Source organism: Paenibacillus methanolicus, assembly GCF_008124765.1.
Taxonomy (GTDB): domain Bacteria; phylum Bacillota; class Bacilli; order Paenibacillales; family Paenibacillaceae; genus Paenibacillus_Z; species Paenibacillus_Z methanolicus.
This window is the reverse complement of the sequence record NZ_VNHS01000018.1, coordinates 81,490-88,281: the sequence shown is the minus strand read 5'-3', so window position 1 is coordinate 88,281 and position 6,792 is coordinate 81,490. Positions and strand designations below refer to the sequence as shown.

7 protein-coding genes are annotated in these 6,792 nt (G+C 60.5%); all 7 read left to right on the top strand.

Annotated elements, in window-relative coordinates:
- Positions 1–348 precede the first annotated feature (348 nt).
- Positions 349–510, top strand: coding sequence for a hypothetical protein (locus BCM02_RS35585; protein WP_187434550.1), 162 nt, complete (start codon positions 349–351; stop codon positions 508–510).
- A 319-nt stretch (positions 511–829) separates the two neighbouring features.
- Entirely contained in the window at positions 830–1,702 is an 873-nt protein-coding gene (locus BCM02_RS33030) for a YitT family protein (protein ID WP_148933388.1), read from the top strand.
- Between the two features lie 272 nt (positions 1,703–1,974).
- On the top strand, positions 1,975–3,048 hold the full coding sequence (gene thiL, locus BCM02_RS33025) for a thiamine-phosphate kinase (RefSeq protein ID WP_148933387.1): 1,074 nt from the start codon (positions 1,975–1,977) through the stop codon (positions 3,046–3,048).
- 48 nt (positions 3,049–3,096) lie between these two features.
- Positions 3,097–3,588: a tRNA (adenosine(37)-N6)-threonylcarbamoyltransferase complex ATPase subunit type 1 TsaE gene (gene tsaE / locus BCM02_RS33020; protein ID WP_425466216.1), complete on the top strand. Its 492-nt coding sequence runs from the start codon at positions 3,097–3,099 to the stop codon at positions 3,586–3,588.
- Positions 3,585–4,427, top strand: a complete 843-nt coding sequence (gene tsaB / locus BCM02_RS33015) for a tRNA (adenosine(37)-N6)-threonylcarbamoyltransferase complex dimerization subunit type 1 TsaB (RefSeq protein WP_148933386.1) — start codon at positions 3,585–3,587, stop codon at positions 4,425–4,427. The genes tsaE and tsaB overlap by 4 nt, the downstream gene beginning before the upstream one ends.
- Entirely contained in the window at positions 4,424–4,918 is a 495-nt protein-coding gene (rimI, locus tag BCM02_RS33010; RefSeq protein WP_281288270.1) for a ribosomal protein S18-alanine N-acetyltransferase, read from the top strand. Before tsaB ends, rimI begins: the two co-directional genes overlap by 4 nt.
- On the top strand, positions 4,905–5,933 hold the full coding sequence (gene tsaD, locus BCM02_RS33005) for a tRNA (adenosine(37)-N6)-threonylcarbamoyltransferase complex transferase subunit TsaD (protein ID WP_246183666.1): 1,029 nt from the start codon (positions 4,905–4,907) through the stop codon (positions 5,931–5,933). The genes rimI and tsaD overlap by 14 nt, the downstream gene beginning before the upstream one ends.
- The last annotated feature ends 859 nt before the right edge of the window (positions 5,934–6,792 follow it).

The window sequence follows — 6,792 nt, the reverse complement described above, 5'->3', positions numbered from 1 at the left end:
TGATGACTCTATTATAAAGCAAAAAAGGTACAGCCTCTTCAAATTTCTTGAAGGTCTGTACCTTTTCCTACGAGACGGACTTTTTCAGTGGCCCCGGCAACCGGAGCGGTTTTTTACGTGCGGATGACAAAATGATACCCCCGAGCGTTAAAGACGCGGACTCTCGTCCGGCGATCTGCACGAACCTCGTTCCGGTCGTTCTCCCGCCTGCGCCTCCCGCCTGCGGTTTGTTTACGCCTATTCCACGACGGGTACAAATGCCTAAGAAGATTCGCGATTACAAGATACCCGATAAGGCGAAGGGCGGTTGAACTGTCTGAGCGCTGGGTCAAAAGGGAGATGAGCGAAATGGCAATGGTAGATCGCAATGTGGACATTGAGGAGCGTCATGTGGAGAAAAAGCACGATTCGAGCATGGTGGCGTCGACTTTCATTAAATACGCGGCGTACGTGGTCATATTCTTCGGCCTGCTGTATTTCCTCGTGCAATACGTGTTCCCGATGTTCTAAGCACCGGTTCAGCAGCGCCCTTGAGCTATCTGCGCACGCGACTGGCGCAAGGCTGCTTGATGCGACCGCATCTCCCATGGAGGTGCGGTTTTTTGGCGTGTCCGGCGCGTTGCCGGTTTGTTTGGCGGGAGTGCGATGATTTTCGTTGCTTTCAAAAGAATAGTCTCTTCGGAATTTCACCGCAATAAAGAAAACCATCGAAAACGCGTGAAAAATGAAGATAACAAACCTTTAATACTGGAAAAACGATACTTTTGCTTGGAAAATCGGCAAAAATCAGCTATAATAAGATAAATCAAAAGAAAATAGGGGGTAAGATATGGCTAAAAAAATACAACACGGTAAGTTGTCCATGCTGGAAATCATTCGTCGGGTCGTGTTTATTACCTTGGGCGCGGCGATCGTGTCGGTCGCGCTGGAGATCTTCCTCGTTCCGAACGAGGTCATCGACGGCGGGGTTACGGGTATCTCGATCATGCTGGCGCATCTCACGGATTTGCCGCTAGGTATTTTTCTATTCATCCTTAACTTGCCTTTCCTTGTCATCGGCTACAAACAGATCGGCAAGACCTTTGCCTTATCGACGCTGTACGGCGTCATCGTGATGTCTATCGGCACGCAGCTGCTGCATCACGTCGACCCCTTGACGGAGAGCACGTTCCTGGCGCCGGTTATCGGCGGGGTGCTGCTCGGCATCGGGATCGGCATCGTCATCCGTTTCGGCGGCTCGCTGGACGGGACGGAAATCATGGCCATTCTCTTCAGCAAGAACTTGCCGTTCTCCGTTGGCGAGTTCGTCATGTTCATAAACTTGTTCATTCTGGGCAGCGCGGGCTTTGTCTACGGTTGGGACAGCGCGATGTACTCGCTCATTGCTTACTATATAGCGTTCAAAATGATCGACGTGACCGTCGAAGGTTTCGACGAGTCGAAGTCGGTATGGATTATCAGCGAAGAAGCGGTGGAAGTCGGCGAAGCGATCATGAGCCGGCTGGGCCGCGGCGTCACTTATTTGCACGGCGAGGGTGGCTTCACCGGCGGATCGAAGAAAGTGATCTTCTGCGTCATCACCCGTCTGGAGGAAGCGAAACTGAAGTCGATCGTGCACGAGCTCGATCCCGTCGCCTTCCTCGCGGTCGGCAACATTCACGACGTGAAGGGCGGACGGTTCAAGAAGCGGGATATTCACTAGCATCGCGGACCGCCGGCTATTCGGCGGGACGATCAGGCGGGCGGCACCCTCGGCGTAAGCGAGCGGGCCGCCCGCCTTTTGTTGCGGCTAATGGGGCGGACCGATATAATAAGGTCAACGAATAGGGCATGAAGGAGAGAAGCGCCGAACCGGCGCTTCTCTCATTGCGGGGCATGTTCGCCTTTCACGGGCGGAAGCCGCGCGGGAGAGGGCGGCATTCAGGGAACCAATCGGCCGCGGACCTGCCCAAGGATCAAGATCAGGGGGCTTCTATGCTGGACGAGTTTGCGAGAATCCGCTTATGGACGGGAGAGCGGCAGCGGCCGGCGCTGCTGCGGGAGCAGGGCGTCGTGATCGGCATCGGCGACGACGCGGCCGTCGTGGAGACGCCGCCGGATGCGGCGGGCGGAGCGGCGCAGTGGCTGCTGGCGGTCGACACGATGGTGGAGACCGTCCACTTCAACGACGCGACGATGGGCGATGCCGACGTCGGCTGGAAGGCGCTGGCCGCGAACGTGAGCGATATCGCGGCGATGGGCGGGGTGCCCCGGCACGCGCTTATCTCCGTGAGCGTGCCGAAGACGTGGGAGCCGGCGCGGGTCGGGCGGCTCTACGACGGGCTGTACGCGTGCGCCGATCATTACGGCGTCGCGATCGTGGGCGGCGACACGACGTCGTCGCCGGCGCATATGGTCGTGGCCGTGACGGTGACGGGTACCGTCGAGGCCGGAGCGGCGATCAGCCGGGCGGGCGCAGCGCCCGGCGACGCCGTGTTCGTGACCGGCCCCGTCGGCATGTCCGGGGCCGGCCTGCATTGGCTGCTCGCCGCGGCCGGGCGGGGCGACGGGCAACCGGTGCCGCTGGCCGCGGCGGAAGCGGACGGTACGGCGGCGCTCGTCGCGGCGCACCGCCGCCCGCTGCCGTCCGTGCGCGCGGCGCGGCTGCTCGCCTCGCGCGGCACGGTGACGTCGCTGAACGACGTCAGCGACGGGCTTGCGAGCGAGGCGTGGGAGATCGCCGCGGCCTCGGGCGTAACCCTCGCGCTGCGCGAGTCGCAGCTGCCGTATAGCGGCAGCATGACCGCTTACGCGCATCGCCGCGGCGTCGATCCGCTGGAGTGGATGCTCTACGGCGGCGAGGACTACGTGCTGCTCGGCACGATCCGGCCGGATGACGCAGAGGCGGCGCGCGCGGCGTTGGCGGCCGAAGGGCTGCCGATGTACGTCATCGGCCATGCCGAAGCCGGCGCAGCCGGAGTCGCGCTCATTCGCGATCGCGGCGCTGGCGGAAGTGCGAGCCGGCGCGACGAGATCGCCAAGCGCGGATATAATCATTTTAACGGATAACGACGCAGGCGGCCGCGGCCTCGGATATGGCGCGCCGAAGCGAAAAGGATGATGAAGATGACGAATACCGTAGTATGGCATGCGGCGTCCGAAGCGGATACGATCCGGCTGGCGGCGCTGCTCGCGTCTTGGGCGGAGCCCGGGGCGCTGTTGTCGCTCGACGGCGACTTGGGCGCGGGCAAGACCCGGTTCTCGCAAGCGTTCGCGCAGGCGATCGGCGTGCAGGGCGTCGTGAACAGCCCGACCTTTACGATCATTAAGGAATACGAAGGCGAGCGCATGCCTTTTTATCATATGGACGTCTATCGGCTATCGGTCGAGGAGGCGGACGATTTGGGGCTGGACGAGTATTTTTTCGGCAAAGGCGTGACGATCGTCGAGTGGGCCAGCTTGATTCGGGAACTCCTCCCGGACGAACGGCTCGAGGTCTACATCGAACACCTGGGGGACGAAGCCCGGCTTATTACGCTAACGGGCATCGGCGCCCCCTACGAGGGTTGGTGCGGCCAACTAGCGGAGATGGGAGCGGACAAGGAATGACAGAATCGAATTTATCGCCCATAACGGACGCGGGCGGAGGGAGAACGGTGCTGGCGCTCGATACGTCGACGGCGGCGCTCGCTTGCGCGCTCGTGAAGGGCGGCCGCGTGCTCGGCAGCATCCGGTCGATGGCGGAGCGGAACCACTCGGTCTTCACGGTATCGCACGTGAAGACGCTTCTCGCCGAGCACGGCGTCGGGGCGGACGAGCTGGACGGTATCGCGGTCGGGCAAGGGCCGGGCTCTTATACGGGAATGCGCATCGCGGTAACGCTCGGCAAGACGCTCGCTTGGACGTGGAATAAGCCGCTCGTCGGCATATCCTCGCTGGAGGCGCTCGCGTTCGGGGCTTCCCGGGCGGAGGAGCGCGGGATCGGCGAGGAAGAACGCCTTGCAGGGACGCGGTGGTTCGTGCCGATCATGGACGCGCGGCGAGGTCAGGCGTATACGGCATTGTTCGCGGACGAGCCAACGGGCGAATGGGCGCGATTGGCCGAGGACGGCAACCGGCTGATGGCGGATTGGGTCGACCGGCTGGCGGAGCTGGCGCTGGAAGGCGATCGGCCCGCCGTCATCACGATCGCGGGCGATTTGACGGTGCATGAAACGCAAGCGCTCCGATTGGGCGAACTGCTTCGGGCGAGCGGCGTGACATGCCGGCTCGTACCATTCGATATGGAAGGCGAAGCGATCGCGGAGCTTGGGCTAAGACGGCTGAATGCCGGCGAATCCGACGACGTGCACGCGTTCATTCCGAACTATACGCAGCTGACGGAAGCCGAGGTTAACCTCCGCGCGCGCCGGCAAGCGGCCGCGGCCGAAGGAGGGAGCGGGCAGTGAACGCGATCGAGGAAGACAAGCTCGTTTTTCGACTGATGCAGCTGCAGGACATTCCGCAGATCGTGGCCATCGAGCAGGAAGCGTTCACGAGTCCTTGGACGAGCGAAGCGTTCGTGAACGAACTGACCAAGAACCATTTTGCCCGATACATGGTCATGGCCTACGGAGAGGAAGTCATCGGCTATGGCGGCATGTGGACGATTATGGACGAGGCGCATATTACGAATATCGCCGTCCGGGACGACTACCGGGGCAAGGGGCTCGGCGAGCGGCTGCTGACGGAACTGCAGCGGACGGCCGTCATGTTCGGCGCGGCCCGCATGACGCTCGAAGTTCGGGTGTCGAACGAAGTCGCGCAGCGGCTGTACCGCAAATTGGGGTTCGAGCCTTCGGGTATTCGTCCTGGCTATTATTCGGATAATCAAGAGGATGCCCTCATCATGTGGGCGGAGTTGGAACATGAGGGCGGGGACATGCATGACGACGAATGAACTTATACTAGCGATAGAGACAAGCTGCGACGAGACGAGCGTATCCATCGTGCGCGGCGGCCGCGAAGTGCTCGTCAATCTCGTCTCCAGCCAGATTGAGACGCACGAGCAGTTCGGCGGAGTCGTGCCGGAGATCGCGTCTCGGCAGCATGTCGAATCGATTACGATTATTATGGAGCAGGCGGTACGCGAAGTCGGCATCGAGCTTCGGGACCTGTCCGCGATCGCGGTTACGCAAGGGCCAGGGCTGGTCGGCTCGCTGCTGGTCGGCATCGTGGCCGCCAAGACGCTGGCGATGGCGCTCGACATTCCGCTGATCGGCACGCATCATATCGCCGGTCATATCTACGCGAACCAGCTGGTCCATGAACTGGTCTACCCGAGCGTCGCGCTCGTCGTGTCGGGCGGCCATACGGAGCTGGTCGCGCTGGAGCGGGAAGGGCAATTCCGGATCATCGGGCGCACGCGCGACGACGCGGTCGGCGAGGCGTACGACAAAGTCGCGCGCGCGCTGCAATTCCCGTATCCGGGCGGTCCTCACGTAGATCGCCTCGCAGCGGAAGCGGAGGACGAGATCGAGCTGCCGCGCGCATGGTTGGAGCCGGATTCGTACGATTTTAGCTTCAGCGGGCTCAAATCCGCCGTCTTGGCGGCCGTCAACCAGGCGAAAATGAAAGGTCAGGAGCTGAACAAGCCGGCGCTGGCGCGCGGGTTCCAAGCGTCGGTCATCGACGTGCTGGTCACGAAGGCGCTGCGCGCCGTTCATGCCGAAGGCGCACGGCAGCTGCTGCTCTGCGGCGGCGTAGCGGCCAATCGGGGCCTCCGCGCCGCGCTTGCGGACCGCTGCGCAGCGGAGGGCGTGCCGCTGCTCGCCCCGCCGATGGCGCTCTGTTCGGACAACGCGGCGATGATCGGCGCGGCCGCGCATTTGAAGTGGAAGCAGGGAGAGTTCACGGCGCTCGAGATGAAAGCGGAGCCGTCGTTCTCGCTCGAAGGTTGGTCGGTTCGCGACTAGCGCTTGCGGGTCGGCAGGCGACGCAAGCGATCGTTAGCCGATACCCGGCTCGCCGGGATGATACTCAAGGCGCCGTCTGACGGTGATACCAAAAAGCCCGCTGCAAGGGGATGAATCCCGCTTGCGGCGGGCTTTTTGCGCTTGTGCATTCACTCAGGCGTGATCCAATTCGGAGCCCCCACCATTATCCACAACGTTATCCACATAATTTAGGAATGTCTGTGCATAAGCGTGAAAAAACTGGCAACGACGGGCATCGCCAATGTGAACAACGGGGGGATAAGTTTCCCACAGGCCAATTGTGGATAATGTGGATAATGGGTGTAATTAATCGGCTTAACTTTTGGATATCGCATCAATCGCCAAAAAACGGCTAGGAATCAAGCACTAGGGAATCGCGGTACAAGCCAGAATTGCATAACAATTCATGTGAAGATGTGGATAAGTCTGTGGAAAACGGGGATAGATGCCGTTGTTCGCCATCTAAACTAATTCTGCGCATAGCGAGAAGAATCGTTACCCGGAAGATGGCGCCATTGAAACTTTCGACATTTATGATGGGGTTGTTTTGTCGAATTTGCCGCAGCCATAAGAGGATGATTTAGGGGGATTCAAGATACGCGATGTCGCAAGCTTACATGTTAACCTTCGGATCGGGTAAGCAATCGTCTGGAGTAACCGAGTTTAAAATGAAAACAACCATGGGCTCGAAATTCGCGGATATGCTGCCGCTTAACCGGTAAACACGACGCGGTATTGTGTCGGTTTCGCCCGGGTTAGTTAAAGACACGCTGTCTCTCCCTCCTGAGGGAAACGGCGCGTTCTTTGCATTCGGTTAGGTCGCAAACGAGCACGATTC